This is a genomic window from Domibacillus sp. PGB-M46 (assembly GCF_022668875.1).
Taxonomy (GTDB): Bacteria; Bacillota; Bacilli; order Bacillales; family Domibacillaceae; genus Domibacillus.
On the sequence record NZ_JAKGCR010000003.1, the window covers coordinates 240,235 to 265,519 of the forward strand.

The window sequence follows — 25,285 nt, forward strand, 5'->3', positions numbered from 1 at the left end:
TTAACGTCACGCCGCTTTTAAAGAAAATCGTTTTGAGACAGGAGTTTGGAAGTTGTTTTCCAAAGCGGCTGGACAGACGTTACGAAAGGGAAAGAGAACTTTGTTCAAGCATCGAACCTGTCTCGGCAAGGCGGGTATGCCAGGAGAGCGCTTTTTCAAGCACGTGCGGTGTCTGGCCGCCGCGCGGTAGTGCTTCCTCGTAATAACGTCTCAGCTGCTCTTTATAAGCTGGATGGGCACAATTTTCAATGATAACGGGGACGCGTTCACGCGGGGCGAGGCCGCGCAGGTCGGCATAGCCTTGCTCTGTAACGATCACATCCACATCATGTTCTGTATGATCCACGTGTGAAACAAACGGAACGATACTGGAAACCGCGCCGCCCTTCGCGGTTGATTTTGTTATAAAAATGGCAGTCCGGCAGTTGCGGGCAAAATCGCCCGACCCGCCAATGCCATTCATCATCTTTGTACCGAGTACATGGGTAGAGTTTACATTTCCGTAAATGTCTGCTTCAAGCGCCGTATTAATCGATAACAGGCCAAGCCGGCGGATCAGCTCGGGATGATTAGAGATTTCCTGTGGGCGAAGGACAAGCTTATCCCGATACCTTGCTAAGTTTGAATAAACATCCTGCATTTTTTTTTCTGAGAGAGTGATTGAACAGCCGGAAGCAAAGCGGATTTTACCGCAGTCAAACAAATCGAATACGGCATCCTGCAGCACCTCTGAGTACACTTCCAAGTTTTCGAATTCCGAGTTAACCAGCCCGTGCATTACTGCATTGGCAACCGAGCCAATGCCAGACTGAAGAGGAGCGAGTTCATTGGTCAGGCGTCCCGCTTTCACTTCCCCACGGAAAAAGGCCATTAAATGGTCTGCCATTTGTGCTGTCTCCGCATCCGGCGGCACAATCGTAGAGGGTGAGTCCTGTGCATTTGTTAAAACGATCCCTTTAATTTTTGCTGGATCAACTCGAATACCGATTTCTCCAATACGCTCGTCTATCGATGTCAGCCCGATCGGTCCGCGTTTTCCCGGATCGTTCGGAGTGAAAATATCATGAAGGCCTTCGAGTTCTGCCGGCTGGGCGTTATTCAGCTCCACAATGACATTCTCCGCTCTATCAACAAATATAGAGGAATTGCCGACAGAGGTTGCCGGGATAATAAGTCCGTCTTCTGTAATAGCGATTGCTTCCACAATCGCGTAATCGACTGGTCCGAGAACCCCGCTGCGGATGGATTCGGCCGTATGGGATAAATGCTGGTCCACAAAAAGCAGATGCCCTTCATTGATTTCTTTTCGCATAACTGGGTCTGCTTGAAAGGGCAGGCGTTTATGAATAATCCCGGCTTCTGCCATCATTTTATCTAAGTCAAAGCCGAGGGAGGCACCGGTAAAAATATTGACTTTAAATGGGTCCGTTTTAGCTCGTTCTACAAGAGACATCGGCACGGCTTTTGCATCCCCGGCTCGTGTAAATCCGCTTAACCCCAATGTCATCCCGTCTTCAATCCAGGATGCGGCTTCATCGGCGCTCACAATCCTGTTTCTTAATTCTGCCATGCGAATACGTTCCTTCACTGTGATTCGACCCCCCAGGTTGTTTTGGTAAGTGTAGCAATTTTTGAAAGGGCTTTCATTCTGTTTGTAACGAAAAACCGCAAAAAAGACGCGAAGGAGAAATTTCGCGTCATGAATCAAGTTTGTTAATAATTGAGCGATTTGCGGAAAGCACTCGTATACGTCTGGGTGACGGGAATTTTAGTGCGGTCTTTCATAATCAGCAAAAAAGTTGAATGCGAGTCCGGCTGAATTTCCTGAATAAAGTTCACATTTACAATATAAGAACGGTGCACACGGATAAAAGCATCATCTGGCAGCATAAATTCAAGCTCCGTTAAATTGAGTTTATGGTAGCCGCTGCCTGTCCGGGCCTGCACGCGGGTTTTGCGTCCTTCAGATTCTAAATACATAACGTCACTGTACGGAATAGGATACCACCGGTCTTCCGCCTTGATCGTTAGTAGATTGCGTGAAATGGGAGATGGCTTGGCCGGATGGATGGTTGTGACGGCACCGGTGAGCACATGATTATGAAAAATCGGCACACTCATCGCATAGTAGGGAATACCATATACATCGCTGTCAATATACGTAGACACTTGGTGTTTTTCTTCGATAGCCTGCTGGGTAACACTGCCCGGCTTGATCGGGTCGCCTACCCGAATATGCAAATCAATCAGGCGGCTCGGCTGGTAATAAATAAATGTTTCGTGATTTGACACGGCAACAGACGTATTCGGCGGAAAAAATTCTTTCATCACTTCCATTAAGCCGGAAACGGTCAGTTGGTCCATTTGCTCCACCTCTTCACATTGACTATAGTACAATAAGTGTACCATAGAAAAAGGGGGAAGCATGGTGGCAAAAGGAAAAACAAACGCAATGCGGCTGCTTGATGCAGCAGGCATTGAGTATAAGATGCATGAATACGATAACAAAGACGGGAAGATAGACGGGGTGTCCGTTGCCCATAAGATTGGCATTGAACCGGGGCGCGTTTTTAAAACACTGGTTACCGAAGGGGCAGGCGGCTTGTTCGTGTTTGTCGTGCCGGTCGAAGCGGAGCTTGATTTAAAGCGGGCAGCACGCGCAGCAGGTGAGAAAAAAGTTGATATGCTTCCCGTAAAAGAGATTCAGAAACAAACGGGATACATACGGGGAGGCTGTTCGCCAGTAGGAATGAAAAAGCTTTATCCAACTTTTATAGATACACAGGCGGAAGAATTTGAGTCTATTGTCGTGAGTGCGGGCCGGATCGGAGCGCAAATAGAATTGTCTCCTCGCAATCTGGCAGAGACCGTAAACGCTTCCTTCTGTGAAATTGTGAACAATTCGTGAACGAAGTGTTACCAAATTGTATATAACGAGATTTTTATGCGAATGCCGGTTCTTTTTTGAAAAAAAACATCGTATACTAGTGCCATCAAAGAAACAGGAGTTGACCCATAACCATGATGGTCGTTGAAAATCTTCTTGATGTGAAAAGCTATTTTGCCGAAGAAGTAAAAGAGAACTATGTTGTACAGTATGAAAAAATGGCCAAGTCAGGTGCATTTTTCAAAGAGGGCGGATGGCATGAACTCGAAGAAGAAACAGCGGAATGTGTAAAAATATTGTGCCAGACAGGAGACGCGTGCTCCGTTACTCGAGTGAAAGAATATCCCGTAAACGCTGAGGCCACTGTGGATGCCGTTTTAGCGCGTATCCGTGAAGCACACAGCGATATATTTAAAGGATAATATAGATAAATAAACCGGTTTCCCTGTGAGGGAAGCCGTTTTTTTTATAAAAAAAGCAGCCCGGCAGAGGCTGCTTTACTGATAATGAAAAAAAGCACCGATCTTCTCGTCGACCAAAGGTGTTTCATGCAGGCCGCTATGATCAACGGTTGTGTCATAGAGGATGTCGAGCTGATATTGGTCTTTTGGAACAATGGCTTTTAAGCTGAGTGCACTTTGAAGCAGCGTCACCTGATCACCGGTTCCGGCAATGTTTAATACTTGTGTTTCCTTTGGGAACTGGGCATGGTTGGCAGTGATTTGAGCAAGAGCCGGCGAACCGGGCATAAGGTCGTATACCGCCTCGCCTTCGTTTTGCGTAAACCATCGTCCGCCGGCTACGCCGTTAAAGGGGCTGCCAATCGTGACTAATTGGTCAACTGCCGGATGAAGCGCAGGGTCATATAAATCCTGCAAGAATTTCACCGATACAATGCCGCCCATTGAATGGCTGACTACCTTTATATGTTCAATACCGTATTCCTTCTTCAGTACCTGCATAGCAGCAGCTACTGCACGTGATGTATCCTCAAAGGAAGCCCGGTTGTTTTCCATAATTAATTGAATAAGCGCAGGCCGTTCTGTAGAAAAAGGACTTTCCCGGACGAGAAGCCTGCCAGTACGCGTGACATTCATAGTCAGTGCCCGCTCTCCCCAGCCTCTTTGCTCAAACCGGGCAATCATCGTATTAAAGGAGCGTGCAGTTCCTTTAAAGCCATGAACGAACAAAACCGGGTCGGTGAATTGGCTGTCTGATACTGCATGATCGCTTTTTTCAAGCGTTAAAAAGCTGGCGTAAATCAAAAGAGCCGCTGCTAAAAACAGTCCACACTTCCGCATAAACGGTCACTTCGCTTCCTTCAAAAGTAGTAATCCTTATTATATATAATTTCAACAGAAAGATACATAGCGGGATATAATGGAATTTAAAGGGGGAGATGGTCCTGAAAGAATGGGTCGGTCAATGTATCGTATGCGGCAAGGATATTTATTGTCTGGACGGATTTTTAAATGGGGTAAAAGAACAAGGAGAGCTGTTTTGCTTTGATTGTGAAGAGCAGGACGAATAAACGGTTATTCGTCCCCGTTCCTTTTCACATAATTTTGGAAATGCTCTTCTGCTTCGGCTGCATCGTATGTGCTGAAAAGCCGGTAATCTTCAGCATCCAGCACGCGGTAGTGGCCGCTGATCACATTTTGCTGAAGGCGGATGCCTTTTTGACTGCTTAACTCACGCCACCAAACGCGGCCGCCCATCGTTTTTTCCTGGCCATTTGGCCGTGAGATCGTTTTGTGCGCAGCAAGCTCGGCTATTTCAACCGGGTCACCGCCGAGCGCAGACTGAAGGATATCGCTATTCCGAAACAGTGCACATACCGCTGCCGCTGTTGTCCAGCCGGCAGTGGAGCGTTCTTTTTCAATTTGCACAAGTGTTTTTTTAGACAAGCCGATCACATGAGCCATTTTATCCTGCGTGTATCCGCGTTCTGTGCGGATCAGCTTTAATTTAGAGGAGACTATAGCTGTTATCGCTTCTTTGTTCACCGAACACCACTCCTTACGTGTAATTTTACACTTGGTTCGTACAAAAGTAAAAAAGAAAACCCCTTTCGTTCAAAAAGGGGTTTTCTTTTTATTATCCGGTCCGCATGCTAACAATAAAAACTGCCTCCAAAGAAACAGTTTTGTTGTATTAATCAATTTCTTTTCCGGCCGCTTCACGGATTTCGGTTCTTTTTTGATAAAGGTTAGACAGAATTGTTTTAATAACGCCGTAAAACGGAATGGCTAGAATAACGCCCCAGATGCCCGCGATGTTTCCAGCCGCCAAAATAACCGTAATAACGGTAAGCGGATGAACGTCAAGCGCTTTGCCCATTACGTTTGGTGAAATAAAGTTGCTTTCAATCTGCTGGGCAACGAGCATAATAATCGCTACGTACAAGGCCATCTGCGGCTCCTGCAGAAGAGCGATAAACATAGCTGGCACAACGGCCAAGTAAGGGCCAAGGAACGGAATCACATTTGTCATCATGCCGAACAGCGCCAGCAGCAGGGCATAATTCAAATCGATAATTAAGTATCCAATTAGGAGCATCACGCCGACAAGGAAGCTGACCAACAGCTGTCCTTGAATGTAAGAGCGAAGCGTCACATCCAAGTCATGCAGTGTTTTGCGGATCCATGTTCTTCGTTCTCCGCTGAAAAAGCCGGCAACAAACGGTGCAAACTTTTCATGATCCTTCAGCATGTATACAAGGAAGAATGGAGCCAGGATTAAAAGGAATAAGGCTTGGAAAAAGTTTTGAAGAAACGTTAACAGCCAGGAGCCGAATCCAACAGTCCATTCATTTAGATTGTTAGAAACATTGGTGATTGTACTTTCGACTGATTCCTGCGCTTGGGGCGGCAGGTCATCCCGGTGACTGAGCAGGTAATCCACCCATTTTTCGCCTTCCTCGATCATTTGCGGTGTGTTTTTTGCTAAAGAACCGGCCTGTTCACCGATAACGGGCGCGATCATCGCATAAATCAGCCAGAATACGGCCGCGACCACAACAAGCACGAATGTAATCGAAGCCCAGCGCGGCAGCTTTCTTGCTTCAAGAAAGTGGAGGAGCGGCCTTGTTAAATAAAAAAGCACCCCGCCAATCAAAAGAGGCAGAAAAATCGTTTTGGCGATAATAATAAGAGGATTAAAGACATCATGAATTTGCTGAAACATAAAAATAATCAGCATCGCCAGTAAAATGCCAATTCCTGTTTGGAACCAAAGTTTGTTTGTCAAAAAGAGACACTTCCTTTCTAGGCAACATATATCATTACCCGATTATACGAAAAAAAAGCCGGTAAGTTCCGGCTTTTTAAAAATAAAGGTGTGCAATTCCTGCAATAATCGGCAAAGAGATCAGCGTGCGGATAATGAAGATAAGAAACAAATCTTTAAAGGAAACGGGAATTTTTGTCCCGAGAAGCAGTCCGCCTACCTCTGACATATAGATGAGCTGTGAGACAGATAGAGCTGCAACTACAAACCGTGTCAGCTCGCTTTGGATGCTTTCGCCTAATATTGCTGGCAGAAACATATCGGCAAACCCGATCATAATCGTTTCAGATGCTTCTTTGGCGAATGGTATGTTTAAAAGCTCAAGCAAAGGAATAAACGGCAGGCCGAGCCATTGGAAAACGGGCGTTGATTCCGCAATAACCAGAGCTGTTGTACCGATGGCCATGACAATCGGGATAACACCGAGCCACATATCCAGCACATTTTTTACCCCATCAACCGCAGTTTCGGACAGCTTGCTTTGGCCGGCCCGCTTCACAGCCTGTTCATATCCATATGACAAAGAGGTATACCCGGATGGAATCGATTCATCATCAGCGCGACGCGGTGTTCCATCTACAAAGGTATCGGGCTTTCTTGAAAGCGGCGGAATCCGCGGCATAATAATCGCGCAGGCAATTCCGGCTAAAACAACGGTTAAGTAAAAAGGAACAAAATACTGGTCTAGGCCGACCTGGCCGATGACGACAAGGCAAAAAGTAATCGAGACGACTGAAAACATGGTTCCAATAATGGCCGCTTCTTTTTTTGTGTAAAATCCTTCTTCATACTGCTTGCTTGTCAGCAAAACGCCAATCGTCCCGTCGCCAAGCCATGAAGCAAGTGCGTCCACTGAAGAGCGTCCAGGCAGCAAAAAGAGCGGCCGCATCACTTTCGTTAAGGAATAGCCGACAAATTCAAGCAAGCCAAAATTAAGCAGAAGAGGCAGGAGGATGCCGGCAAATAAAAAGACGGCAAACAGAACAGGCAGCAGGCTGAACAGAAGTGTTCCACCTGTTGCGTCCGACCAAATGGCTTGAGAACCAAGACGAAAATAAGTCAACACTGAAAACACAGCGCCGGCCAGGCGGACAATCAGCCAAAACGGCGAAATATCAAAAAGAGCGGTCAAGAAAGCAGAATGGCGCACAAACGCCGGACGAACGAGTTTAACAACGACTGTCAACAAAGCAGACAACACAATCAGCACCATTACAATACTGGGAATGGCATCTCCAAGAGCATCCTGGAGCCAGGCTGACAAAACGGCAATCGGAATGGTCATGCCATCTTCCATTGGCACGGGAGTCATAAACAATAAAATCCCAATTGCAGATGGAATCACAAACTGCAAGAGGGAACCAAATTTACGCATATATAAACCCTTTCTTCGTATAAAGATTCAACATGTGCAATTTTAATTCATTCCATTTTAAAAATCTATGCTTCAGAACATATTCATAAAATACAGAATCTTGATTGCGCTTACAATACTTGCGTTGTATACTCCCGGCATTTTTCCGGATTCCGAACTATTTTCATGTTAAAATAGGAAAGAATGAAATGAAAAAGAAGGTGACCCGAATGATTACAAGCATCGCAACAGATATGGACGGAACGCTATTAAACGGGAACATGGAAGTGAGTGAAGAAAACCGAGCCGCCATGAAAAAAGCGCAGGAGCTTGGGATCGAAGTCATTGTTGCAACAGGGCGTTCTTACAAAGAAGCCCGCTTTGCACTAGAAGGAACCGGGATCGAGTGCCCGATTATTGCAGTGAACGGAGCAGAAGTGCGGGATGCAGGGGGCGAAATCGTTCAATTTACGGCGATTGAAGATGATTTGGCATACGATTTATACCGCCGCTTAAAAGATGTCGGTGTTTATTTTGAAGTGTATACGAATCAAGCAACGTACACAGACGACGCAGAAAAAGCGGTAGAGCTGTTGATTGATATTGTTCTTTCCGCACATCCAGACGCAAATGTAGAAGACATTCGTGAACGCGCTAAGCTGCGGATCGAGCACGGCCTTGCTAAACAAGTGAATGATTACGAAGAAATCATTCGTGACACGAGCCAGCACATTTATAAATTTTTCGTGTTTTCAATGGACCGCGAGCTGCTGCAGCAGGCGGCGGACCGTCTCGATGGGATTGGCGGAATAGCTGTCAGCTCATCTGGGAACGAAAACCTTGAAATTACTAATGAACAGGCGCAAAAAGGCATTACGCTTGAGAATTACCTGACTTCTAAAGGACTCTCGCTCGAAGATGCGCTCGCTGTGGGAGACAACTATAATGACCTGTCTATGCTTGAGAGAGTCGGATATTCATATGCGATGGGCAACGCAGACGCCAATATTAAAAAAGCAGCCCGGTTTGAGACGTCCCGCAATGAAGAAAGCGGAGTAGCCAAGGCGATTGAAGATGCACTGGAACGAAGTGCGGTCAAATGATAAAATAATTCATACAATTCGCAATAAGAAGGAGAATTCACCGTGTCTAAAGTATCAGTAGAAGAAATCGTCGTGGCAAACCAGGTGCTTAAAGACGTGGTTACCAAGACACCGCTTCAAAAAAATGAACTTTTATCAGCCCGTTACGGCTGCAATGTGTATTTAAAGCGTGAAGATTTACAGATTGTCCGCTCCTTTAAGCTGCGCGGTGCGTATAACTTTATCCGAAGCTTGACGGAGGAGGAGCGGGCAAAAGGCGTAGTATGCGCAAGTGCCGGGAACCACGCGCAGGGCGTTGCGTATTCCTGCCTTGCCCTCGGCATTGAAGGAAAGATCTTTATGCCGTCCACAACACCGCGTCAAAAAGTATCGCAGGTGAAACGGTTCGGTGGAGATAAAGTATCGGTTGTGCTGACAGGAGATACGTTCGATGATTCGTATGCTGCAGCAATGGCCTACTGCACAGAAGAAGAAAAAATGTTTGTTCATCCGTTTGATGACTACCGGACGATTGCCGGACAGGGAACCGTGGCGGTTGAAATCTTGAACGATATGCAAGAACCTGTTGATTACATGTTTTGTTCCATTGGCGGTGGCGGCCTTGCAGCCGGTGTCGGCTCATATTTAAAAGGCATCAGCCCATCCACGAAGCTGATTGGCGTTGAACCGGCGGGAGCAGCTGGCATGAGAGCTTCCTTGAACAGCGGACAGGTAACCCGTCTGGACACAATCGATCCGTTTGTCGACGGGGCGGCCGTTAAACAAGTCGGTGACCTGACAATGGATATTTGCATGGATGTGCTCGACGGTATTTCCGTTATTCCAGAAGGCAAAGTATGCACAACGATCTTGCAGCTGTATAATGAAAATGCAGTCGTAGCAGAGCCGGCAGGAGCGCTGCCTGTTGCTGCCCTTGATTTTTATAAAGACGAGATCAAAGGAAAGAACGTGGTTTGTGTGATCAGCGGCGGCAATAACGATATTGAGCGCATGCAGGAGATCAAAGAACGTTCGCTCATTTATGAAGGGTTAAAGCATTACTTTATCGTCACTTTCCCGCAGCGTGCCGGGGCACTCCGCAAGTTTATGGATCAGGTGCTGGGTGAATACGACGATATTACCCGCTTTGAATATACAAAGCGCACCAATCGTGATGAAGGACCTGTTCTGGTCGGTATTGAGCTGAAACATAAAGAGGACTATGCACCGCTTGTTAAGCGGATGGAGGAAAACGGCTTCCCTTATATGGAAATTAACAGTGATCCTCTCTTGTTTAACCTGCTTATTTAAACGAGCATTAAAAAAGCTGGTCTGCAAATGCAGATCAGCTTTTTATTTCGGTTACTTTATCTTTTTCATCGAATGTATATGTCCAGAAATGCTCGTAGTTAAACCGGTCATGCAGCTCGCTTCCTTCTTCGGCAACGCTTGCTTCCAGATCTTTCAGCATCCAGATGGTCTGGGAAATATGAGCTTTCATGGCTTCTAGTTTTTTATCATACACGTGTCGGATGTCGTAACGGATATCAGCCGGCCCGATTTCTTCAAGCGTGTTATTCGCAAAGGCCACACAGTGAAGCTTCGGCCGTTTGCTCTCTTCCATCGCGCGCACCGCCCTTACAACCGCACGTGCGGTTGCTTCATGATCCGGGTGAACAGAGTAGCCCGGATAAAATGTAATAATGAGGGAAGGATTCAGCTCATTAATCAAATCCGTGACGAGGTTCATCATTTTTTGATCATCTTCAAACTCTAACGTTTTATCACGAAGGCCCATCATGCGCAAATCTTGAATGCCGATGGCTTCGGCTGCTTTTTGCAGCTCGGCCTTGCGAACATCTGGAAGAGACTCGCGAGTAGCAAAAGGAGGATTGCCAAGATTGCGGCCCATTTCGCCGAGTGTTAAGCAGGCATAAGTGACCGGTGTTTTTCGTCCAGTATGAACAGCGATCGTGCCGGATACACCAAATGCCTCATCATCCGGGTGAGGAAAGATGACAAGGACGTGGCGCTCCTGTTCAATTTCCATTGTTTTGGTCATCGTCTTCAGTCCTTTCGTTACTTAAACGGCGTTGTGCCCAGCTGCAGAGCGACTGCCAGTTTTCCATCAAAATCATGTCCAGCCATCAGTAAGTGCCCATTTTCATCAAAACCATAATGAGTTAATCCTTCTGCGTAGACCCAGCCAATTGCAAGCTTCAGCCCAACACGAAACGGCCCATCGCCGACAATTTTGCCATGTTCATATGTAAGCTTCGCATTGCGGATATACGCACCCGCAGAGAAAAACTTTTCATTGAAATGTGATGCGTAAGCACCGTTTGTCGTTTCCATATGAAGGTATACTTCCTGGCCGGCAAACGTATTAATAAGCTCCTGTACCTTTTCAGGTAAAATCGGTTCCATGTCCGTTGCCCTCCCGTCGAATTTCGTTCTTGCCCTATTGTACTAAAAAAAAGTTCGAATGGCGAAAATCCCGCTTTTTCAGTATGATAAAAAAAGAAATCTAATAGATAGAGGTGGTACATATGCTGAAAAATATTATTCGTGAACGCCGTTCCATCAAGAAATTTAACGGCAAGCCTGTAGCGCTTTCCGATGTTACGGCTGTACTAGAGGACGCGGTATGGGCGCCAAATCATGGCTGCCGCGAGCCATGGCGCTTTGTGGTTGCAGCCGAAGAGGGACTCCAAGCGATGCGGGAAACGCTGAAAGAATGCACAATCCCAAAATGGAATTTGCTTCCGGAAGAAGAGCTAAAGAAAAAAACAGCCGGCTTTGCACTGCCTGGCGCTTTTGTATTTGTCATTGTGCCGGAGGATCCGCGCCAAAAAGAACGGCTCGAAGATTTCTCGGCTGCAAGCGCCCTTATTCAAAACACCCAGCTGCTTGCCTGGGAGCAGGGCATCGGCACATGCTGGAAAACACCAGCCTGGCTGGATGCACCAAAGTTTCGTGCAGCGCTTGGCGTAAAGCCAGGCGAGCGGATTTTGGCTTTGCTGCAATTCGGCTATTACGACGAATTGCCGCAAGCAAAAGAACGGACACCGGTTCAAGAGAAAATCACGTATTTTAAATAAAAAGAAAATCCCGTCCAAGCAGGCGGGATTTTCTTATGTGTTATTTATGGTTGTAAGCACCGTGCATAACAGGACCTACATACTCGTTCAGTTTCCAGCCGTGTTTAATCGCTGCATTTACGAAATCCTTCGCATTATGGACTGCTGTTTTTACGTCCAGCCCGTTTGCCAGGTTGGCCGTAATAGCAGCCGCAAATGTGCAGCCTGCACCATGATTATAAGTGGTATTATGCTTTTCGCCTTCTAGCAGCTCAAATTCATGGCCATCATAGAAAAGGTCAACCGCTTTTTCGCTTTGCAGCTGCTTGCCGCCTTTAACGACTACGTTTTTTGCACCAAGCGCATGAATTTTTTGAGCCGCTTCTTTCATATCATCAATTGTGCGGATTGGGCCGACACCAGAAAGCTGCCATGCTTCAAATAAGTTTGGTGTAACAACGGTCGCAAGCGGAAGAAGGGAGTCGCGTGTTGCTTCGGCTGCTTCCGGATTCAATACTTCATCTTCGCCCTTGCAGACCATAACCGGGTCGATGACGACTTTTTGGATATCGTTCTCTTTAATAGAAGCTGCTGCTGTTTCGATAATTTCAGGCGTAGCAAGCATTCCTGTTTTCAGCGCATCAATGCCAGTGGACATGGCTGTTTTTAACTGGGCCTGAAGCGTGTCGATCGCCAGTGGAAACACACCGTGGTTCCAGCCGTTATCGGGGTCCATTGTGACAATTGTTGTGAGGGCTGTCATGCCATATGTGCCGTGCTCCTGGAAGGTCTTCAAGTCGGCTTGGATGCCAGCGCCGCCGCTTGTATCTGATCCTGCAATGGTTAATGTTTTTTTCATGATGCAATTCCTCCTTTTTAACACTTCTTTTAGTTTAAGAAACAATAGAGAAATGTACAAGAAAAAACGCCCTTTTTAAAGGACGCTTTGATCGTTGGAATTGGCCGGACTTCGGTCCTCCGGTTTTTTATCTGTCGCAACGACGGCAATAAGCCCCCGGTCAAGCTGTTCTTCGTACTCGGCTGCTTCGGATTCGCTCATTCCGAGGCTGTGGAGCTTCGAACGCAGCTCGTCCCCGCGGTTTTTAAATACATTGGCGACTGTGCCGGACAAGCCCTGTTCCTTGAAGCCGACTGAGCCGCTGTTGGTCGCGTCGGTTAACTGTTTAGATTCATCTTTATCGCGGGCAAACACATAAATCGCTTCTTTGGAAAATCCATCTTGTGAAAAAGCCGTTACGGCACTGGCCGCTTCTGTATGGTTTCGAACAATTTTTGCGGTATACACAGAAAGACCTCCTCGTGTTTTCACGTTCGCTTTCTTATACCCGCCCGCTTTATTTTTAAACAGCGGCTCATTCCTTTATAATGAAGAAGGAGGTGAGCCGTATGAATAAAAAAATCTTAACAAATGACTGGGCACCGCTGCTTGAAGGTGAATTTGAAAAACCTTATTACCAGGAGCTGCGGTCATTCTTAAAAGAAGAATACAGTACACAGGTGATCCATCCTGATATGGATGATATTTTTAATGCCCTTCATTTTACGCCGTACCAAAATGTAAAGGTCGTCATTCTTGGCCAGGACCCGTATCATGGACCGAACCAGGCGCACGGCTTAAGCTTTTCGGTTCAGCCTGGCATTAAACCGCCGCCATCCTTAAAAAATATGTATAAGGAACTTAAGGAAGATATTGGATGTGAAGTTCCGAATCATGGATATTTAAAACAATGGGCAGATGAAGGAGTTCTCCTGTTAAACACGGTTTTAACTGTTCGAGAGGGAAAAGCAAATTCTCATCGGAACAAGGGGTGGGAAACGTTTACGGATCAGGTAATCAGACTTATCAGCGAGCGGGAGAAGCCGGTTGTATTTTTACTTTGGGGAAGACCAGCACAAAGCAAAAAAGCCTTAATCGACATAAACAGGCATGTTATTATTGAATCGCCTCATCCAAGTCCATTATCAGCATCACGCGGATTTTTCGGAAGCCGGCCATTCTCCAAGGCAAATGAAGCGCTCGCTTCTATGGGAGAAAGCCCGATTAATTGGTGCCTCGATTCAAACGTATAAATTGTTCAAAGAACAAAGAAATCAAAAAAGCAGGCTGTCTGGAAGCGTCTGTTCTTTTATAAGCAAAGCCTTTCACTATGCAGCCCAGCTCTTTTCGGGCTATCTGCTTTAAAAAGCGTGCGTATATTTCCAGCAGTCTGATGTTTCACGTGAAACGGGGAAGGGACGTGTTGAAAGCGGAACCGAATTGTATGAAATGCCGGCATTTTTTTGTCACATGGGATGCGCAGGCTCCTCGTGGCTGCCGGGCATTTGGATTTAAAACAAAGCAGATGCCGTCTGTGGTTGTAAAACGGTCATCAGGCCATTCATGTTTTCAATTTTCTCCGAAAGAAGGTGTTAAAAAGTGAATGTATCCCATGAGAAAGTGCTGCAGAAAATGGAGCAGGAAATAGCTGCGGCAAGAAACGCCGGTCCAGGGGAAATGGAACGGCATATTTATGCGATCAAGTCGATGTGCGACTTGCTTATTGGAGCTGGAATGGACATGCCTGCGCCGAAGCAGGCTTCTGTTACGCCAGCCATCATGTCGCCGCCAGTCCAGGAGCCTGTGCAGATTGTTGGCCAGAAAGAGCGGATCGCGACAGAAGACGGATCAAATGGAGATTCAATTTTTGATTTTTAAAGGAGCAGAATCATGAAATTATTTATTATTCTAGGGGCAGTCCATGCCTTTTTAGCGGTTGCGCTTGGCGCGTTTGGCTCCCATGGGCTTGAAGGAAAAGTAGAAGCGAAGTATTTGGACATTTGGAAAACGGCGGTTCAATACCAAATGTTTCATGCGCTCGGTTTAATGATCGTCGGCTTTTTAATGGGGCAGTTTGTGGGCAGCTCTGCACTGAACTGGTCGGGCTGGCTTATGTTTGCAGGAATCATGCTGTTTTCCGGCAGCTTATTCGTGTTAGTTCTTACAGGCATCAGCAAGCTTGGTGCGATTACGCCGATTGGCGGCGTGGCATTTCTTGCTGCCTGGGTACTGCTTATTGTAGCAGCCGTTAAAAATATGTAGGAAAAAAGCGGCCTCCATGCCGCTCTTTTCAAGCTGACCTCAATCGCCTGCTTTCGGCATCACTTTCCGGCTGTAAATGCTCATGACCTTCACCCAAGAGGTCACTTCGCTTCCGGGCAAGCGGCCCTCCTGGAAGAGCAGGCGTTTTCAATCAGCCTGTTTTCTTGCTTTGTCTACATTCTCACAAGAGCGGCCTCCATGCCGCCCTTTTTTAACTAAACGGGTACTCGTAAGCAATTTCCCCATCAAAGACAGCATAATCAAGGTAAAGAAGCGGAATTAAAAAGCGCTGGTTGGTTGAAGGGCTGCTTAAAATAAGGTGGTCGCGCCCGGCCGCTTCAATGCGGCCGCGGAACACTTTAGCATTCCATTCTTTATTGTTTTCAAACGTTGTATACACGGTCACCATTTTGCCGCGGTTTAAGCGGAAAATATTTTCAATGTAGGATTCTTCAAATTGCTGCAGGCCGGCTCCTCCGCCAGGTCCACCAGGCCCCATGCCCTGGCCCATACCCGGTCCCATGCCTTGACCCATGCCCTGGCCCATGCCCTGGCCCATACCTTGGCCTTGGCCTTGGCCCATACCTACTGGAGGCAGTGTCTGCGGCCCGGTTTGGTTCATACTTCCTTGATTCATGCTTCCCTGATTCATCGGTCCCTGGGCCGGTACATACTGAAATGGATTCATGAAAAAAAACGCCTCCTTATTTAGTAAACAGATGGACAAACAGAACGAAGCGGACTAAAAAAGCAGTGGGATTTATATCGGCCTGTATTCGGCTGGTTAAACCACTGGGCAGGGCATCCGTCGGCTGGCTCAAAAAACCAAGGGCATTGGAAGCCGGATGGCAGCGGCCGCCTCTTAATACTTTTCGTGCCAGGTCGATGTTCTGCTGGCGGGCACCTTGATAAAAATAGCTTTTCGGTGTTGTTTCAAAGCCGCCGGGTGACTGAAAAACCGTGCGGATATCTTTGAAATCAAGACAGCCAGACCGTGTCCGGTTTACGCCGACATTGCTAACCATCAGCATGCCAAGCGTGCCGGAAGTTTTACATCCTCTTCCGTATGAGCAACAACAGCCACATCAACACCTCCCGATTTACTTTATGCAAAACGCATAAAGTCGGTGCTGGGCTTACGCCTGAATCCATAAACTCTAACCATTATGTTCCATACAATAAAAGGGGAGTGCCGGCAAAAAATGCACATAAAAAAACGATGCCTGAAAGACACCGTCTGAAAAGGTTATTGGATATGCATCATTTGTGTAAACTTTTCGTCTGTCAGCAAATGGCCGACAAAGAAAGAACCGAATTCGCCGTAGCGGGCACTTACTTCATCAAAGCGCATCTCATAGATAAGCTTTTTAAACTGAAGCACATCATCCGCATAAAGCGTGACACCCCATTCGTAATCGTCAAATCCAACCGAACCGGTAATAATTTGTTTCACAAGGCCGGCATACTGGCGGCCAATCATACCGTGGCTGCGCATTAAATTGCCGCGGTCTTTCATTGGCAGCATGTACCAGTTATCTTCACCCTGGCGGCGTTTATCCATTGGATAGAAGCATACATACTCTGTTTTAGGAAGCTCCGGATACAAACGAGCGCGAATTTGCGGGTTTTGGTACGGATCTTCCTCAGAAGACAGGTAGTTGCTTAGTTCGACAACGGATACATAGGAATACGCCGGGATGGTAAATTCGGCAATTTTCAGCTTGTTGAATTCTGTTTCAATTACATTCAGCTCTGCCATTGTCGGGCGCAAAATCATCAGCATAAAATCAGCTTTTTGGCCAATAATGCTGTAGAAGGAGTGGCTGCCAGCTTTCATTTCCTGTGTTTCTTCCAGTTTATATAAGAATTTGCGGAATTCGGCCAGAGCACCTTCTCGTTCACTGCTTGACAGCATTTTCCATGCTGCCCAGTCAATCGAGCGGAAATCGTGCAAGCAATACCAGCCGTCCAGCGTTTTTGCTGCTTCACTCATGTTCTTCATCTCCTATGTAGTATAGTCCTACTTACTATATCATAAAAAGCTTGAACGACTCCCGCCAGAAGGCTACAGTAAAAGAAGAACATTTTGTGAAGGAGAATCGTTATGGATCAATCAGAAGCGCTTCTGCGCCGTCCGCTTTGGCGGTTTATCGACCAATCCGCTTACGGGCCAGGATTTAACCCTATTCATTCATTTGCTGCCGATGACGCCCTTGCAACAGCGATTGGCGCCGGGCAAAGCCCTGCAACGGCCCGTGCCTGGGTGCATCATGACACCATTGTGCTTGGCATTCAAGATACAAAGCTGCCTTATTTAAAGGAAGGGGTGGAGGTGCTTGAGAACGAGGGCTACCGGGTCATTGTCCGCAATTCAGGCGGGCTTGCGGTGCTTTTGGACGAAGGTGTACTGAACTTATCGCTTTTGGTGCCGGACACGGAAAAAGGCATCGATATTGACCGCGGCTATGAAGCGATGTATACACTCGTTCGCCATATGTTTCCGGAGGCCGATATCGATGCCTATGAAATTGTTGGATCCTATTGTCCAGGAAGCTATGATCTTAGCATTGGCGGCAGGAAATTCGCTGGTATTTCGCAGCGCCGCTTGAAAAAAGGTGTAGCCGTTCAAATCTACTTGTGTGTAAATGGAAGCGGCTCAGAGCGTGCCGCAGTTGTCCGTTCTTTTTACGAAGCAGCCAAGCGGCAGGCTCAGACAAAATGGGTGTACCCTGATATTCAGCCCGAGGTGATGGCTTCACTTGAAGAGCTGATCAGAAAACCGCTCACCATCCAAGATGTCATCATACGATTTTTAAAGTCGCTGCAAGAACTTGGCGGTCCGCTTGAAAGCGGCTCTATGACTTCATTTGAAGCAGATGTCTTTGACGGTTATTTGCAGCGTGTGATCGAACGAAACGACAGGGCTCTTGCTTAATATTACTCTGCCACTTTTTCCAGGTTTCCGTTTTGTTCCATCTTAAAGGTAACCGCAGCGCCTTCTTCGTCATCTAATGCGACAAACTTGCGGGCGCGGTTCATGATTTTCATTAGTGTTTCATAGTCTTCCTGCATAATTTCAGATGACTGTTCAATTTTATTCAAGCGGCACTGCAGCTGCTCATTCTCGGCACGCAGCCGCTCGTTTTCTGCTTTAACTGCATCGATAGAATCAAGACTCTGCAAATAGCCGATCACATCAGCCAGTGTGATCGCCTGCGAACCTTCTGCCGGCGGCGTATACAGCGTCTTTTTCTCGATGGTACGGCTGCGCTGCTTGCGCTGCTTTTTAGCGAGGCTGAGTGCTTTTTCATACTGGGTGCGCACAACAGCGTTCCAGCGGAATCCGCAGGCAGCTGATGTGCGGTTTAATAAGTCGCCGACTTCTTCAAATGCGTTTAATTGCGTGCTTCCTTCGCGTACGTGACGAAGAACGGTTTCGGCGAGCAGCAGATCGTTTTCTTCTGACCAGGCATCTTGACGAACTTTCATCTTATCATCTCTCCTTATGAAAATAGTCTCTATGAACAGGATTGCCAGATAGGATTTCTTTTATACGCGGCAAGCTTGCAAACATGCTTTTTTCCATGTAAAATATCGGGATGAATAAACGGAAAGGAAGAGTTAATATGGCGAATGAATTTCGCGTATGCGATGATTGCCAGGCAGTGAATCTGAAAACACTGATTCCGAAGCTCGAAAAATTGGATCCGGATGCATCCATTGATGTAAAATGCCAATCCTATTGCGGCCCTGGCCGAAAAAAAACGTTTGCTTTTGTCAATAATCGTCCAGTTGCGGCATTGACAGAAGATGAATTGATGGAGAAAATACAGAAAAAATTAAAGTCATAATGTGAATCACCTTTTCTTTCGAAAAAAGGTGATTTTTTTCTATGTGCTAGCAGTATATGCATTTGTCAATGCGAATTTTCCCATAATGATTGATTTTTCCGTTATAATGAACAAAAAAGAGACGGGGGGCGCGCATGTGAGCTACGCGAAGCAGAAGTTGAAAGAAGAGAAAGTATTTAAAGACCCGGTTCACCGCTATGTTCATGTGCGGGATGTAGTAATTTGGGATTTGATCGGCACGAAAGAGTTTCAGCGGCTGCGCCGAATTCGCCAGCTCGGTACGACGTACTTTACTTTTCATGGGGCGGAGCATAGCCGGTTTAATCATTCTCTCGGTGTCTATGAAATTGTCCGCCGAATGGTTGATGACATTTTTCGGGGCAGATCAGAATGGAACCCGGAAGAACGGCTGGTCAGCCTTTGCGCAGCACTGCTGCATGATGTCGGGCATGGGCCTTTTTCTCATTCCTTTGAAAAAGTGTTTGGCCTCGATCACGAAGAATATACCAAAAAGATTGTGCTCGGTGACACGGATATTAACCGGGTGCTGCGGCGGGTGAGCAACGATTTCCCGGAAAAAGTAGCAGCGGTTATTAACAAAACATATCCGAATAAGCTGGTAGTCAGCTTGATTTCAAGCCAGATTGACGCAGACCGTATGGATTATCTGCAGCGTGACGCCTATTACACGGGTGTAAGCTACGGACATTTTGATATGGAGCGCATTCTGCGGGTGATTCGTCCGCGCGAGGAGCAGGCTGTGTTTAAATTAAGCGGCATGCATGCGGTAGAGGATTATATTATGAGCCGCTATCAAATGTACTGGCAGATTTACTTCCATCCTGTTACGCGCAGTGCCGAAGTGCTGCTTTCTAAAACCCTGCAGCGGGCAAAGCAGCTGTATAAACAGGGATATTCGTTCCGACAGAAGCCGGTTCACTTTATTTCCCTGTTTGACGGGGACTGCTCGCTTGAAGAATATGTGAATTTGGATGAGTCCGTCATTATGTTTTATTTTCACGTCTGGCAGGATGAAGATGATGCTATTTTGCAGGATTTATGCAGCCGATTTATGAACCGGAATTTATTTAAATACGTAGAATTTGACCCGGAAGCCGAGCAGGAAAAATATGCAGAGCTGGAAGAGCTGTTCCGAAAAGCAGGCATCGATCCGGAATATTACCTCGTTCATGATTCTTCCTCCGACCTGCCGTATGACTTTTACCGGCCGGGCATTGAAACGGAACGGCAGCCGATTTATCTATTGATGAAAGATGGGGAAACGCTGCAGGAATTATCCGGGCGCTCTGATATCGTCGAAGCGATCTCCGGCAAGCGGCGTACAGATCACAAGCTTTATTTCCCTATTGATCTGCTCCGGGATGAATCTTCAAACCGAACAGCTAAACGGAAGATCAAAAGTATATTAGAACTATATCGAAAGTAAAGGGGACAACGGATTGGAACAATTTTTGGCGTTTGAATTGGAACAGCTGCCGTTTGTAATCATCTCGCTGCTGGTGGCTTTTACGGTACATGAATTTGCTCATGCGTATACGGCGTACAAATTTGGGGATGATACGGCCAAAAATCAAGGGCGTCTTACGTTGAACCCGGTGCATCATTTGGACCCGATCGGCACTATTTTTATCCTTATTGCCGGGTTTGGCTGGGCGCGGCCGGTGCCGGTAAACCGCCGCCATTTTAAAAACCCGAAGCTGGCCGGCGTGCTTGTATCGCTTGCCGGACCGCTCAGCAATTTTTTAATTGCGTTTATTGCCATGGGTATTCTATACGGGGTCGGGGCAAATGCGAATGAGTTTGTTTTTCAGCTGTTATATATGATGGTGTATTTGAACGTGCTTCTGTTTGTGTTTAACCTGCTTCCGTTCCCGCCGCTGGATGGCTACCGGATTTTAGAAGATTTGGCTCCGGCCAATCTGCGGGTTAAAATGACACAGTATGAACAATATGGTGTACTGCTGTTTTTAATTTTAGTCATTACACCGCTGGGAGATTATACGGTAAGTCCATTTTTAAGTCAGCTGACTTCAGCTGTTTTAGCAGGCTTTAATGCTATTTTTAGCGTATTCTTGTAAGGAGGGCTAATAAACAATGGAACAAAAAAAGAAAGTCGGCTTTAATATCATTAAAAACGATCCGACCGACGGGCATAAAGGATTTGGAAAAGGTGCACTCAGCTTAGAGGAGGTTTCACCGGTCATTATTGACGTAGAAGAAGGATCGGCTCATATTGATATCGGTGCGATGCATGCCCGGAGTGCTGTGGAAAAAGGCATTAAATTTTTAAAAACAAAAGAAGAAGTTCCGGATGCCAAACCTTATTGGCTCGTTTGGGTAACCGTAGACCGAAAAGAAGAAGGGCCTTATTATGCAGGGGTAACCGCATGTGAAATGACAGTTAATCGCGACATCCGGCGCGGATACAAGTCGCTGCCGGAGCATGTTAACCGGATGGACAAATCGCTCAAGCGCCATATTATTGTAGATGTAATGGATGATCGTTCCAAAACTATACTGCGCGATTTCCTCATCAGCCATAATGAACAAATGTGGGATCTTTCGTCGGATGAGCTGAAAAACGGTTTAACCGTGTCAGAAGCTTAAACAACCTATACAAAACGCAGAAAAACCCGGGAGGATTCCCGGGTTTTTTTATTATCGGAACCATTCAGGCAGATCGGGATACAGCATATCTTCTGTATGCTTCTCATCTTTCGGACATTTCGTCTCTGGCTCGGTGCCAGGTTCAAACAAAAGCTTGTGCCCTCCGCTGCAGGCTGTGCCCGTTTTAATATCTACTTCAACTTCAACCAGCTCGCGCGGCCAGGTAAATTCCTTTGGATTCTGTCCTTTATGAGCTTCTTCCATAAACTTTGCCCAGATCACTTTTGCCCGTGACCGGTCTTCGGTTTTCGTGATTTCCGCTCCGTTGTCATAGCCGGTCCACACGACGGATACAAGTGAAGGCGTAAAACCTGCCATCCAGTAATCATAAGGAGTGGACCCGGATTTGCCGGCGTAAGGCCGTGTCAGGGAAGAAGCGATCACCGTTCCCGTTGGTGAGGCATAATCACTCATCGTTTTATCGAACATCCCCGTCATCAGCCGTGTCAGTACGGCCATTTTGTTTCTATCAAGCCGCTGTTCCTGCTGCTTGTCATACTGGTACAGCACTTCTCCGTCCATACTTTCCACTTTTGTAATAAAGACAGGCTTCGCAAATGTGCCTCCCGATGCAATGGTTGCGTAGGCATTCGCTGTTTCAAGAACGGTCATCCCGGAGGTTCCGAGTGCAAGAGAGGGAACGGCTTGAAGCTTGGAGGTAACACCAAACTCTTCCATCGTCTGCACGAGTGTTTCCGGTTCGAGCAGCATATTGGTTTTGACTGCATAAATATTGTCGGAAACGGCGAGTGCTTCAGCCATTGTCACAGCACGCTCCGCATACTGGCTGTTGAAATTTTTCGGTGAATAATTTCCTTCAAACGTCGTTGGCTCACTCTTTCTTTTTGTAAGAGGGGTCATCCCCTGCCCAAGCGCTTCATAATACAAAAAAGGCTTCATTAAGGATCCTGGCTGCCTGAACGCCTGCACAGCCCGGTTAAAAGGACTTTCCCGATAATTGCGCCCGCCGGACAGGGCTGTTACATAATGGGTGTCCGGATCAATAGAAACAAGGGCGGATTGAATGGAAGCGCCGCTCGCAATGCCGTCTGCCATCGCTTGATCGGCTGCTTTTTGATGCCGTGGCTGAAGGGTTGTATACACTTTCAAGCCGCTTTGCTCCCGAAAACCAAGTGACTCAAGCTCACCTCGTACGGCATCTATAAAGTAAGGCGCACTGTTTTCGTCATCGGCAAAAGCGCCGGTGATCCGCGGGGCGTCCGCTACTGCTTTTTCATATTCATGTTTAGACAAATGCATTTCGGATAAAATAAGCCGGCGGCGCTGCTCAGATTTTTCTCGTGAGATGAGTGGAGAGTAAACTGAAGGCCCCTTTGGAATACCGGCTAGAAGCGCTGCCTCGGAAACACTCAGGGCAGCGGCCGGCTTGCCGTAATAAAATTGGGAGGCCGCTTCTATTCCGTAAGCGCCATGCCCAAAATATACGGTATTCAAGTACCCTTCTAAAATCTCATCTTTTGAGTAAAACGCTTCAAGACGAAGCGCCTGCCAGGCTTCTTTTGCTTTACGTGTCCACGTTTTATCGTGGGTTAAAAAAATATTGCGCGCATACTGCTGCGTGATTGTACTTGCCCCTTGGACTTTTGCCCCTGCTTTTATATCAGCCAAAGCGGCACCGGCAATGCGCTTTGGATCCAGGCCAAAGTGATTGTAAAATTGCTTGTCTTCAATGGAGATCACCGCATCAATCACATAAGGGGAGATATCTTCGAGCTTTACCCAGTACCGCTTTTCTCCTCCATGTGCTTCAGCGGCTTTTGTTCCGTCAGCCGCATAAAAAAGGGTCGAACGCGGCACTGTTATATCTGGGGGACCGGCCGCATACAACGCGTAAAAAAAGACAATGACGGCCCCGATGATTGAAACAAGTATCGCCATGAGCCACTTTTTCATGCTGCATCACCTCGTTTTTCTTTAGATGAAAAAGCTTTATTTTAAATTTTGCCCAGCTCCAGGTATCTTGCTTATTTATTAGTATGAAAAAAATGGCGAATTTTTAAACGTCTTCATATAAATTCACTATGCTTTTTCGTCAAATTGTTCTATACTTTTTTCTTGAGGCCTGCGGGATGCAGGTCATAAAGGCGTCCTAGCAGGATGCTATGGGTTTAGCCTTTATTCTCCAAGAGAATAAAGTAATATCCTTATCATTAAGAAGGAGGCAGTATCATGAGTGAACTATGGTATACCGAAAAGCAGACAGGCAGCTACGGCATCACGATGAAAGTGAAACGTACTTTGCATACAGAACAAACGGATTTTCAATATTTAGAAATGGTGGAAACAGAAGAGTGGGGCAATATGCTGTTTTTGGACGGCATGGTTATGACGAGCCAGCGTGATGAGTTTGTTTATCACGAAATGGTGGCACACGTACCACTATTTACACATCCAAACCCGAAAAATGTATTGGTTGTTGGCGGCGGCGACGGCGGTGTAATCCGCGAAGTGCTAAAGCACCCATCTGTTGAAAAAGCAACGCTTGCTGAAATCGACGGCAAAGTCATCGAGTATTCGAAGGTATATCTGCCTGACATCGCAGGCGACCTGGATGATCCTCGCGTTGAAGTAAAAGTAGGCGACGGCTTTATGCATATCGCAGAGTCTGAAAATGAGTATGACGTCATTATGGTCGATTCAACAGAGCCAGTCGGCCCGGCTGTTAACTTATTTACAAAAGGCTTTTATGCCGGTATTTCTAAAGCATTGAAAGAAGACGGTATTTTTGTGGCGCAGTGTGACAATCCTTGGTTTAAAGCAGAGCTTATCCGTCAGGTGCAGGCGGATGTAAAAGAAATTTTCCCAATTACACGTCTGTACACAGCTAATATCCCAACATATCCGAGCGGCCTTTGGTGCTTTACAATTGGCTCGAAAAAACACGATCCGCTTCAGGTGGAAGAGAGCCGTTTCCACGATATCGAAACAAAATACTATACGAAAGAGCTGCACAAAGCGGCATTTGCGCTGCCAAAATTCGTGCAGGATTTAACATAAGATGAGATTTGACGAAGCATATTCAGGAAATGTATTTATTGGAACGCAAACATCATTTGAAGACAGTGATGTCGTGCTGTATGGCATGCCGATGGACTGGACGGTAAGCTACCGTCCAGGTTCGCGCTTCGGCCCGGCCCGCATTCGCGAAGTATCGATCGGGCTTGAAGAATACAGCGCCTATTTAGATCGTGAGCTGCACGAAGTTGCGTATTTTGATGCAGGGGACATTCCATTGCCATTTGGCAACGCACAAAGAAGCCTCGATATCATTGAGGAATATATTGATGGACTGCTTGAAGCCGGCAAAAAGCCGCTTGGTATGGGCGGCGAGCACTTGGTATCATGGCCAGTTATGAAAGCAGCGGCGAAAAAGTATAAGGATTTGGCGATCATTCATTTTGACGCGCATACCGATCTGCGCGAAGAGTACGAAGGTGAGCCTTTGTCACACTCTACGCCAATTCGCAAAATTGCCGAGCATATCGGTCCTAAAAATGTATACTCATTTGGTATCCGTTCCGGTATGAAGGAAGAATTCCAGTGGGCAAAAGAAAACGGCATGCACATTTCTAAATTTGAAGTGCTGGAGCCGCTGAAAGAAATTCTGCCGACGCTTGCGGGGCGTCCGGTTTATGTAACGATTGACATCGACGTACTGGATCCGGCTCATGCGCCAGGTACAGGAACTGTAGACGCTGGCGGTATTACATCGAAAGAGCTTTTAGCATCCATTCATGCCATTGCGGGATCAGATGTAAATGTCATCGGTGCGGACCTTGTTGAGGTAGCGCCGATCTACGATAACTCTGAACAAACAGCGAATACAGCATCGAAGCTGATTCGGGAAATGCTGCTCGGTTTCTTTTAAACGTGTGTCCGGCTTCTTGCCGGACACTTTTTTGTTTGTGGTAAGGCGGCTTGTTTACAACGTGTA

Annotated in this window: 30 protein-coding genes and 1 pseudogene; 16 read left to right on the plus strand and 15 right to left on the minus strand. The window is 46.7% G+C overall.

Annotated features, from left to right (window positions below):
* Positions 1–79: 79 nt before the first annotated feature.
* Positions 80–1,588 carry a succinyl-CoA:acetate CoA-transferase ScpC gene (gene scpC, locus L2D08_RS05285; protein WP_483863879.1) on the minus strand — a complete coding sequence of 503 codons (1,509 nt, stop codon included), beginning with the start codon at positions 1,586–1,588 and terminating at the stop codon, positions 80–82.
* A 125-nt stretch (positions 1,589–1,713) separates the two neighbouring features.
* On the minus strand, positions 1,714–2,364 hold the full coding sequence (locus tag L2D08_RS05290) for a LytTR family DNA-binding domain-containing protein (protein WP_242232701.1): 651 nt from the start codon (positions 2,362–2,364) through the stop codon (positions 1,714–1,716).
* 64 nt (positions 2,365–2,428) lie between these two features.
* On the opposite strand from L2D08_RS05290, the gene ybaK reads away from it, so the two are divergent.
* Both ybaK and L2D08_RS05300 read left to right on the plus strand, forming a co-directional pair.
* A complete protein-coding gene (ybaK, locus tag L2D08_RS05295) occupies positions 2,429–2,908 on the plus strand; it encodes a Cys-tRNA(Pro) deacylase (RefSeq protein WP_242232702.1) in 480 nt (159 codons plus the stop codon).
* Between the two features lie 113 nt (positions 2,909–3,021).
* Positions 3,022–3,309, plus strand: a complete 288-nt coding sequence (locus tag L2D08_RS05300; protein ID WP_242232703.1) for a hypothetical protein — start codon at positions 3,022–3,024, stop codon at positions 3,307–3,309.
* Between the two features lie 75 nt (positions 3,310–3,384).
* Here L2D08_RS05300 and L2D08_RS05305 read toward each other — a convergent pair whose 3' ends face one another.
* A complete protein-coding gene (locus L2D08_RS05305) occupies positions 3,385–4,188 on the minus strand; it encodes an alpha/beta hydrolase (RefSeq protein ID WP_242232704.1) in 804 nt (267 codons plus the stop codon).
* Positions 4,189–4,286: 98 nt separating this feature from the next.
* Here L2D08_RS05305 and L2D08_RS24005 point away from each other — a divergent pair, with 98 nt between their 5' ends.
* Positions 4,287–4,418, plus strand: a complete 132-nt coding sequence (locus tag L2D08_RS24005) for a hypothetical protein (protein WP_255821852.1) — start codon at positions 4,287–4,289, stop codon at positions 4,416–4,418.
* A gap of 4 nt (positions 4,419–4,422) precedes the next feature.
* Here the strand turns inward: L2D08_RS24005 and L2D08_RS05310 are convergent, their stop codons facing one another.
* The 3 genes from L2D08_RS05310 to L2D08_RS05320 form a co-directional block, all read right to left on the minus strand.
* Positions 4,423–4,893 carry a helix-turn-helix transcriptional regulator gene (locus L2D08_RS05310; protein ID WP_242232705.1) on the minus strand — a complete coding sequence of 157 codons (471 nt, stop codon included), beginning with the start codon at positions 4,891–4,893 and terminating at the stop codon, positions 4,423–4,425.
* A gap of 148 nt (positions 4,894–5,041) precedes the next feature.
* Positions 5,042–6,136 (minus strand): AI-2E family transporter, encoded by a 1,095-nt coding sequence (locus L2D08_RS05315; RefSeq protein WP_242232706.1) that lies wholly within the window; start codon positions 6,134–6,136, stop codon positions 5,042–5,044.
* A gap of 76 nt (positions 6,137–6,212) precedes the next feature.
* Positions 6,213–7,550 carry a YjiH family protein gene (locus L2D08_RS05320; protein ID WP_242232707.1) on the minus strand — a complete coding sequence of 446 codons (1,338 nt, stop codon included), beginning with the start codon at positions 7,548–7,550 and terminating at the stop codon, positions 6,213–6,215.
* 209 nt (positions 7,551–7,759) lie between these two features.
* Here L2D08_RS05320 and L2D08_RS05325 point away from each other — a divergent pair, with 209 nt between their 5' ends.
* Both L2D08_RS05325 and ilvA read left to right on the plus strand, forming a co-directional pair.
* Positions 7,760–8,632, plus strand: a complete 873-nt coding sequence (locus L2D08_RS05325) for an HAD family hydrolase (protein WP_242232708.1) — start codon at positions 7,760–7,762, stop codon at positions 8,630–8,632.
* A 42-nt stretch (positions 8,633–8,674) separates the two neighbouring features.
* Complete coding sequence (gene ilvA / locus L2D08_RS05330) at positions 8,675–9,922, plus strand: threonine ammonia-lyase IlvA (RefSeq protein ID WP_242232709.1); 1,248 nt, start codon at positions 8,675–8,677, stop codon at positions 9,920–9,922.
* Positions 9,923–9,956: 34 nt separating this feature from the next.
* Here ilvA and bshB2 read toward each other — a convergent pair whose 3' ends face one another.
* Both bshB2 and L2D08_RS05340 read right to left on the minus strand, forming a co-directional pair.
* Positions 9,957–10,673, minus strand: a complete 717-nt coding sequence (gene bshB2 / locus L2D08_RS05335; protein ID WP_242232710.1) for a bacillithiol biosynthesis deacetylase BshB2 — start codon at positions 10,671–10,673, stop codon at positions 9,957–9,959.
* Between the two features lie 17 nt (positions 10,674–10,690).
* Positions 10,691–11,038, minus strand: coding sequence for a YojF family protein (locus L2D08_RS05340; RefSeq protein WP_242232711.1), 348 nt, complete (start codon positions 11,036–11,038; stop codon positions 10,691–10,693).
* Between the two features lie 122 nt (positions 11,039–11,160).
* Between L2D08_RS05340 and L2D08_RS05345 the strand changes: the two genes are divergently transcribed.
* Entirely contained in the window at positions 11,161–11,712 is a 552-nt protein-coding gene (locus L2D08_RS05345) for a nitroreductase family protein (RefSeq protein ID WP_242232712.1), read from the plus strand.
* A 40-nt stretch (positions 11,713–11,752) separates the two neighbouring features.
* On the opposite strand, the gene pdxK is transcribed toward L2D08_RS05345, so the two are convergent.
* The gene (gene pdxK / locus L2D08_RS05350) at positions 11,753–12,550 is read right to left on the minus strand and encodes a pyridoxine/pyridoxal/pyridoxamine kinase (protein WP_242232713.1); all 798 of its coding nucleotides are present in this window, start codon (positions 12,548–12,550) and stop codon (positions 11,753–11,755) included.
* A gap of 75 nt (positions 12,551–12,625) precedes the next feature.
* Positions 12,626–12,997, minus strand: coding sequence for a YflT domain-containing protein (locus L2D08_RS05355; RefSeq protein ID WP_242232714.1), 372 nt, complete (start codon positions 12,995–12,997; stop codon positions 12,626–12,628).
* A 101-nt stretch (positions 12,998–13,098) separates the two neighbouring features.
* Here L2D08_RS05355 and L2D08_RS05360 point away from each other — a divergent pair, with 101 nt between their 5' ends.
* From L2D08_RS05360 to L2D08_RS05375, 3 genes are all read left to right on the plus strand, one after another.
* Positions 13,099–13,782, plus strand: a complete 684-nt coding sequence (locus L2D08_RS05360; RefSeq protein WP_242232715.1) for a uracil-DNA glycosylase — start codon at positions 13,099–13,101, stop codon at positions 13,780–13,782.
* 346 nt (positions 13,783–14,128) lie between these two features.
* Positions 14,129–14,407, plus strand: coding sequence for a YwdI family protein (locus L2D08_RS05370; RefSeq protein ID WP_242232717.1), 279 nt, complete (start codon positions 14,129–14,131; stop codon positions 14,405–14,407).
* 12 nt (positions 14,408–14,419) lie between these two features.
* Positions 14,420–14,791: a DUF423 domain-containing protein gene (locus L2D08_RS05375; RefSeq protein WP_242232718.1), complete on the plus strand. Its 372-nt coding sequence runs from the start codon at positions 14,420–14,422 to the stop codon at positions 14,789–14,791.
* Positions 14,792–15,002: 211 nt separating this feature from the next.
* Here L2D08_RS05375 and gerQ read toward each other — a convergent pair whose 3' ends face one another.
* The 3 genes and pseudogenes from gerQ to hemQ all read right to left on the minus strand — a co-directional run bounded on the left by gerQ (position 15,003) and on the right by hemQ (position 16,784).
* Positions 15,003–15,479, minus strand: coding sequence for a spore coat protein GerQ (gene gerQ, locus L2D08_RS05380; RefSeq protein WP_242232719.1), 477 nt, complete (start codon positions 15,477–15,479; stop codon positions 15,003–15,005).
* Positions 15,480–15,499: 20 nt separating this feature from the next.
* Positions 15,500–15,875, minus strand: a pseudogene (locus L2D08_RS05385) (cell wall hydrolase).
* Positions 15,876–16,037: 162 nt separating this feature from the next.
* Positions 16,038–16,784 (minus strand): hydrogen peroxide-dependent heme synthase, encoded by a 747-nt coding sequence (hemQ, locus tag L2D08_RS05390; RefSeq protein WP_242232720.1) that lies wholly within the window; start codon positions 16,782–16,784, stop codon positions 16,038–16,040.
* 111 nt (positions 16,785–16,895) lie between these two features.
* On the opposite strand from hemQ, the gene lipL reads away from it, so the two are divergent.
* Positions 16,896–17,726 carry an octanoyl-[GcvH]:protein N-octanoyltransferase gene (gene lipL, locus L2D08_RS05395; RefSeq protein WP_242232721.1) on the plus strand — a complete coding sequence of 277 codons (831 nt, stop codon included), beginning with the start codon at positions 16,896–16,898 and terminating at the stop codon, positions 17,724–17,726.
* 2 nt (positions 17,727–17,728) lie between these two features.
* Here the strand turns inward: lipL and L2D08_RS05400 are convergent, their stop codons facing one another.
* Positions 17,729–18,280, minus strand: coding sequence for an RsfA family transcriptional regulator (locus L2D08_RS05400; RefSeq protein ID WP_242232722.1), 552 nt, complete (start codon positions 18,278–18,280; stop codon positions 17,729–17,731).
* A gap of 137 nt (positions 18,281–18,417) precedes the next feature.
* Between L2D08_RS05400 and L2D08_RS05405 the strand changes: the two genes are divergently transcribed.
* The 4 genes from L2D08_RS05405 (at position 18,418) to L2D08_RS05420 (ending at position 21,270) form a co-directional block, all read left to right on the plus strand.
* Entirely contained in the window at positions 18,418–18,642 is a 225-nt protein-coding gene (locus L2D08_RS05405) for a YuzB family protein (protein WP_242232723.1), read from the plus strand.
* Between the two features lie 106 nt (positions 18,643–18,748).
* On the plus strand, positions 18,749–20,089 hold the full coding sequence (locus L2D08_RS05410) for an HD domain-containing protein (protein ID WP_255821843.1): 1,341 nt from the start codon (positions 18,749–18,751) through the stop codon (positions 20,087–20,089).
* Between the two features lie 13 nt (positions 20,090–20,102).
* Positions 20,103–20,741 (plus strand): site-2 protease family protein, encoded by a 639-nt coding sequence (locus L2D08_RS05415; protein ID WP_242232725.1) that lies wholly within the window; start codon positions 20,103–20,105, stop codon positions 20,739–20,741.
* A gap of 16 nt (positions 20,742–20,757) precedes the next feature.
* Complete coding sequence (locus L2D08_RS05420) at positions 20,758–21,270, plus strand: YwhD family protein (protein WP_242232726.1); 513 nt, start codon at positions 20,758–20,760, stop codon at positions 21,268–21,270.
* 51 nt (positions 21,271–21,321) lie between these two features.
* On the opposite strand, the gene L2D08_RS05425 is transcribed toward L2D08_RS05420, so the two are convergent.
* A complete protein-coding gene (locus L2D08_RS05425; protein WP_242232727.1) occupies positions 21,322–23,244 on the minus strand; it encodes a transglycosylase domain-containing protein in 1,923 nt (640 codons plus the stop codon).
* Positions 23,245–23,520: 276 nt separating this feature from the next.
* On the opposite strand from L2D08_RS05425, the gene speE reads away from it, so the two are divergent.
* Complete coding sequence (gene speE, locus L2D08_RS05430) at positions 23,521–24,348, plus strand: polyamine aminopropyltransferase (protein WP_242232728.1); 828 nt, start codon at positions 23,521–23,523, stop codon at positions 24,346–24,348.
* A gap of 1 nt (position 24,349) precedes the next feature.
* Positions 24,350–25,219, plus strand: coding sequence for an agmatinase (gene speB / locus L2D08_RS05435; RefSeq protein ID WP_242232729.1), 870 nt, complete (start codon positions 24,350–24,352; stop codon positions 25,217–25,219).
* Positions 25,220–25,285 lie beyond the last annotated feature (66 nt).

Bases quoted from the DNA above. Each gene is read 5' to 3' on its own strand.
- L2D08_RS05400 (WP_242232722.1), bottom strand. From the start codon at position 18,280: ATGAAAGTTCGTCAAGATGCCTGGTCAGAAGAAAACGATCTGCTGCTC.
- speB (WP_242232729.1), top strand. From the start codon at position 24,350: ATGAGATTTGACGAAGCATATTCAGGAAATGTATTTATTGGAACGCAA.
- L2D08_RS05345 (WP_242232712.1), top strand. From the start codon at position 11,161: ATGCTGAAAAATATTATTCGTGAACGCCGTTCCATCAAGAAATTTAAC.
- gerQ (WP_242232719.1), bottom strand. From the start codon at position 15,479: ATGAATCCATTTCAGTATGTACCGGCCCAGGGACCGATGAATCAGGGA.
- lipL (WP_242232721.1), top strand. From the start codon at position 16,896: ATGGATCAATCAGAAGCGCTTCTGCGCCGTCCGCTTTGGCGGTTTATC.
- L2D08_RS05375 (WP_242232718.1), top strand. From the start codon at position 14,420: ATGAAATTATTTATTATTCTAGGGGCAGTCCATGCCTTTTTAGCGGTT.
- L2D08_RS05340 (WP_242232711.1), bottom strand. From the start codon at position 11,038: ATGGAACCGATTTTACCTGAAAAGGTACAGGAGCTTATTAATACGTTT.
- L2D08_RS05325 (WP_242232708.1), top strand. From the start codon at position 7,760: ATGATTACAAGCATCGCAACAGATATGGACGGAACGCTATTAAACGGG.
- speE (WP_242232728.1), top strand. From the start codon at position 23,521: ATGAGTGAACTATGGTATACCGAAAAGCAGACAGGCAGCTACGGCATC.
- L2D08_RS24005 (WP_255821852.1), top strand. From the start codon at position 4,287: ATGGTCCTGAAAGAATGGGTCGGTCAATGTATCGTATGCGGCAAGGAT.
- L2D08_RS05300 (WP_242232703.1), top strand. From the start codon at position 3,022: ATGATGGTCGTTGAAAATCTTCTTGATGTGAAAAGCTATTTTGCCGAA.
- L2D08_RS05320 (WP_242232707.1), bottom strand. From the start codon at position 7,550: ATGCGTAAATTTGGTTCCCTCTTGCAGTTTGTGATTCCATCTGCAATT.
- L2D08_RS05360 (WP_242232715.1), top strand. From the start codon at position 13,099: ATGAATAAAAAAATCTTAACAAATGACTGGGCACCGCTGCTTGAAGGT.
- L2D08_RS05290 (WP_242232701.1), bottom strand. From the start codon at position 2,364: ATGGACCAACTGACCGTTTCCGGCTTAATGGAAGTGATGAAAGAATTT.
- L2D08_RS05425 (WP_242232727.1), bottom strand. From the start codon at position 23,244: ATGAAAAAGTGGCTCATGGCGATACTTGTTTCAATCATCGGGGCCGTC.
- bshB2 (WP_242232710.1), bottom strand. From the start codon at position 10,673: ATGACCAAAACAATGGAAATTGAACAGGAGCGCCACGTCCTTGTCATC.
- L2D08_RS05420 (WP_242232726.1), top strand. From the start codon at position 20,758: ATGGAACAAAAAAAGAAAGTCGGCTTTAATATCATTAAAAACGATCCG.
- pdxK (WP_242232713.1), bottom strand. From the start codon at position 12,550: ATGAAAAAAACATTAACCATTGCAGGATCAGATACAAGCGGCGGCGCT.
- L2D08_RS05305 (WP_242232704.1), bottom strand. From the start codon at position 4,188: ATGCGGAAGTGTGGACTGTTTTTAGCAGCGGCTCTTTTGATTTACGCC.
- L2D08_RS05405 (WP_242232723.1), top strand. From the start codon at position 18,418: ATGGCGAATGAATTTCGCGTATGCGATGATTGCCAGGCAGTGAATCTG.
- hemQ (WP_242232720.1), bottom strand. From the start codon at position 16,784: ATGAGTGAAGCAGCAAAAACGCTGGACGGCTGGTATTGCTTGCACGAT.
- L2D08_RS05410 (WP_255821843.1), top strand. From the start codon at position 18,749: ATGAACAAAAAAGAGACGGGGGGCGCGCATGTGAGCTACGCGAAGCAG.